Genomic DNA, 3,591 nt, shown 5'->3' with positions numbered 1-3,591 from the left:
CGCCACCCAGCAACAAACGCAACCGGCCTTGAACGTGGCCGGCTGGTCGCAAACCCAGCCCGCCAACCTGCCCCGGGATTTAAGCAACCTGCTGGAAAGCGGTGTGCCCGTTTACGCCGTTAGCGAGGATCTGGAAGAACGGGGGCTGGAGCGCAAAAGCTTGCTCAAAGGAGTTCAGGCCGTCAGCCGCCAGGGCCTGGTCAACCTGTATGAAAGCGTGGACCAGATCTGGCAATGGTGATCCTTCCCCAACCATTACGCACCCCGCTGCTGCATACCCTGGGCTGCGAATTGCCCATCATGCTGGCAGGTATGGGCGGCGTATCCCGCCATCAACTGGTGGCGGCAGTAAATCGGGCCGGCGGCTTCGGAGTGCTGGGTATGGTTCGTGAGCCCGTGGCGCGCATCCGCCATGAAGTGGAAGCCTTGCGCGCCATCAACGACGGGGCTTTCGCCGTCAACCTGATTCCCGCCGCCACCGAACGGCGCCTGCTGATGGACCAGATTGCTACCTGCCTGGCACTCCAGGTGGACGCTTTTGTGTTTTTCTGGGACGTGGATACCGGCCTGGTGCAGTACCTCAAAAAAGAAGGCAAGCAGGTAATCTGTCAGGTGGGCAGCCAGCGTGATGCCGACCTGGCTCAGTCCGCCGGCGCCGATGTATTGATCGTGCAAGGATACGAAGCCGGTGGTCATGTTCGAGGCACCACGGCCACCCTGTCATTGCTCCCACAGGTCGCCGCCAATAGTGACGTGCCGGTGGTGGCCTCCGGCGGCATTGCCAGCGGTGAAGCCATCCTCGCGGCTTTATCAATGGGCGCACAGGGCGTCAGTCTGGGCAGCGCGTTTCTTGCCACCCATGAAGCTAACGCTCACTTGCACCATAAGCAACGCATCGTTGATGCCCGTGCCGATGACACCGTCCATACCACCCGTTTTTCGCGCAACTGGCATGAACCGGCACCGGTGCGCGTACTCAACAACGCTGTCACCCGAGGCGATTATGACCAGGCCGATCCCGACACCTGCATTGGCGAACAGGACGGGCAACCGGTCTATCTTTTTTCCACCGATTCTCCACTGGCTGACGCCAGGGGGAAACTCGATGACATGGCGCTGTTCTGCGGGCAATCCTGCAGCCAGATTCATGCCGTCACCAGTGTGCAGCAGCGTATCGATACGTTACTCGACCAGATACATAGCCGCATCGCCAAACTGCGCAGGGCCCCACGCTGATCGGGAGGTTTCGATGTCACCACCGACAAAACCACAAACATCCCATCGCGAACGCATCCGTCCGCTGCCCAGTCTTTTCTTGCTTATCGTGATCACCGCATCACTGTGGAGCTTCGTCTATATACTGGCCAAACATGTTCATCCTCACGGCTCCAGTGTCTGCCCACAGCAATGCCAGAGTAACGAGCAACACCGCAGAAAAACCTGATACCGTTATTTCCAACGCTATCCAGCCAGGGAGGTCAAAGATGTCTTCTCAGGAGTTCAACATTCACTGCAAACGTGCCTACCAAAAGGCAGCCCCCGATGATGGTTACCGGATTCTCATCGACCGGCTATGGCCGCGGGGTGTGAGCAAGGACGAGCTGAAAATCGACGAATGGAACAAGGCATTGGCGCCTTCGGATGACTTGCGAAAATGGTTCGATCACGACCCGAAAAAGTGGGCCGCGTTTTACCAGAAATACCACCGCGAATTGCGTGAAAACCTGCCGCACGAAACACGGCAGGCATTACGCCAAACAGCCAAAGATGGTCGTCTTACGTTAGTGTATGGCGCCAGGGATGAAGCCCATAATAATGCGGTGGCGCTAAAGATGTATCTGCAGGATTCGTCAAATCCGTGAAGGAAAATCAACGCGGGCAGAAACAGTCCCGATTGTTTTAACAGGGCCATTACTTCATCGGCGGCACTACCGTAACCGGGTCCAGCTTGACCTCGAACCAGTTCAGGCGCCAATCCAGATGAGGGCCTGTGGCTCTCCCGCTGGCACCGACTTTGGCCACGGGCTCGCCCTGCTTCACCGTCTGCCCGTCTTTCACCAGCACCTCGCTAAGGTGGATCATGGTGGATGACACTCCATAACCGTGGTCCATAATCAAGGTGCCACCGGAATAATAATTGTCCTGTTGCACCAAAGTGACCACCGCATCCGCTGGCGCCACCACCACCGTACCCGTGGGCCGGGCCACATCCACGCCATAGTGTGGCCGGCCAGGCTTGCCGTTATAGACTCGCTGACTGCCATACACACCACTGATACGCCCGGTGAGTGGCCACTGAAAATCACTGAGAAAGGCCATCAGGTCGGAATCCGTATCCCGCGCAGTTTTGATCTCGGCCACTTCTCGACGTATTCGTTTCAACACCGCTTCCGGTGGCGGTTCGACCGTGCGTTTGGGCACGCCTTCAATACGCTGAATCGCATATTCACGTTTCTCCAGCATCACCGGCACCAGTTGCTGCTCACCGTTTTTTTCCAATAACAGCGTCTGTTGCAGAGCAGCGTCACGCCCAACCCCCACAACGAAAAAACCCGCATCGGTGGTGCGCACTGCCCGGTCGCCCAGCTTGACAGTCACTCCATTTTCCACCTGCCCACGCAACAAGGAACCCTGGGTACGCGGCCCTTCCAATGACAACAACCAGTCGCTGGCCATGGACAACGAAGACAACAGGCAAAGCACTATCAAAAAAACAATACGCACAAAGACCTCAACATTAAAAAATCACTTCCCTTTGAACTTTGAACTTTGAACTTTGAACTTTGAACTTTGAACTTTGAACTTTGAACTTTGAACTAATTTGATCGCGGCGCTATCGACTCACCGACAGAAATTCCGTCACAAAAACGCGCTGCCATCCTCCACATCCAGCTGCACCGGGTCCAGATGCTTCTCACCGTATTGACGCCACACCTGTGAGCGGATGAACAGTTGGTAGAGGTCCGGGTCCAGGTGATCGTTGTTGCGCATGCGCTGCATGATACCCAGCGCTTCACTGAGTTTGAGCGGCGTTTTATAGGGGCGCTCCTTGGCCGTAAGCGCTTCGAACACATCGGCGATAGCCATGATCCGTGCAGGAATCGACATCTGGTCACGGGTGAGGCCAAGCGGGAAACCCGTGCCATCCATTTTTTCATGGTGGCCACCGGCATATTCCGGCACCCGCTGCAATTTACGCGGAAATGGCAAGGAGCCCAGCATGTCCAGGGTCACATCCATATGGCCGTTGATAATCTTGCGCTCTTCCGGTGTCAGTGTGCCGCGCGGAATACACAGGTTGTACACTTCGTCGTCACTAAGTAGCGGTTTTTCCTGCCCCCAGGCATCGGTCCATGTCCGTGCAGCAATCGCCTTTACTCGCTCTTGATCCACCGCGGCCATGGCCTCTCCGCCACGGTTTATCCGCTCCAGAAAGGCCAGCTCTTCTTTCAGCGCATCAATTTCGTCTTCCATCCGCTGCCGGCTGGCCGGTTCTTCTTCCGGTTTCAGCAAGCAGGCTTTTTCATAACGGAACTGGATTTCTGCCCGCAGGGCGGCAAAACGACTGGCGACTTCATCAATGCGGTCGTG

At 56.6% G+C, this 3,591-nt stretch carries 5 protein-coding genes; 3 read left to right on the top strand and 2 right to left on the bottom strand.

All coding sequences use genetic code 11. From position 1 onward, the window contains the following. The 3 genes from A3754_RS21595 to A3754_RS21585 all read left to right on the top strand — a co-directional run. A partial coding sequence (locus A3754_RS21595; protein WP_304439855.1) for a DsrH/TusB family sulfur metabolism protein occupies positions 1 to 241 on the top strand: 241 nt, incomplete at its 5' end. Beyond that, entirely contained in the window at positions 235 to 1,236 is a 1,002-nt protein-coding gene (locus A3754_RS21590; protein ID WP_063521303.1) for a nitronate monooxygenase family protein, read from the top strand. The genes A3754_RS21595 and A3754_RS21590, both read left to right, overlap by 7 nt. 248 nt (positions 1,237 to 1,484) lie before the next feature. Further along, complete coding sequence (locus A3754_RS21585; RefSeq protein WP_063521302.1) at positions 1,485 to 1,862, top strand: DUF488 domain-containing protein; 378 nt, start codon at positions 1,485 to 1,487, stop codon at positions 1,860 to 1,862. Between the two features lie 49 nt (positions 1,863 to 1,911). Here A3754_RS21585 and A3754_RS21580 read toward each other — a convergent pair whose 3' ends face one another. Together A3754_RS21580 and A3754_RS21575 are read right to left on the bottom strand one after the other, a co-directional pair. Continuing rightward, complete coding sequence (locus tag A3754_RS21580) at positions 1,912 to 2,724, bottom strand: M23 family metallopeptidase (RefSeq protein ID WP_082872382.1); 813 nt, start codon at positions 2,722 to 2,724, stop codon at positions 1,912 to 1,914. A 135-nt stretch (positions 2,725 to 2,859) separates the two neighbouring features. Then, positions 2,860 to 3,591, bottom strand: a 732-nt coding sequence (locus A3754_RS21575; RefSeq protein WP_304439854.1) for an HD-GYP domain-containing protein, incomplete at its 5' end; no start/stop codon positions are given.

The organism is Alcanivorax sp. HI0083 (genome assembly GCF_001635175.1).
This window is presented reverse-complemented; position numbering and strand designations above follow the sequence as displayed.

Bases quoted from the DNA above. Each gene is read 5' to 3' on its own strand.
- A3754_RS21590 (WP_063521303.1), top strand. From the start codon at position 235: ATGGTGATCCTTCCCCAACCATTACGCACCCCGCTGCTGCATACCCTG.
- A3754_RS21585 (WP_063521302.1), top strand. From the start codon at position 1,485: ATGTCTTCTCAGGAGTTCAACATTCACTGCAAACGTGCCTACCAAAAG.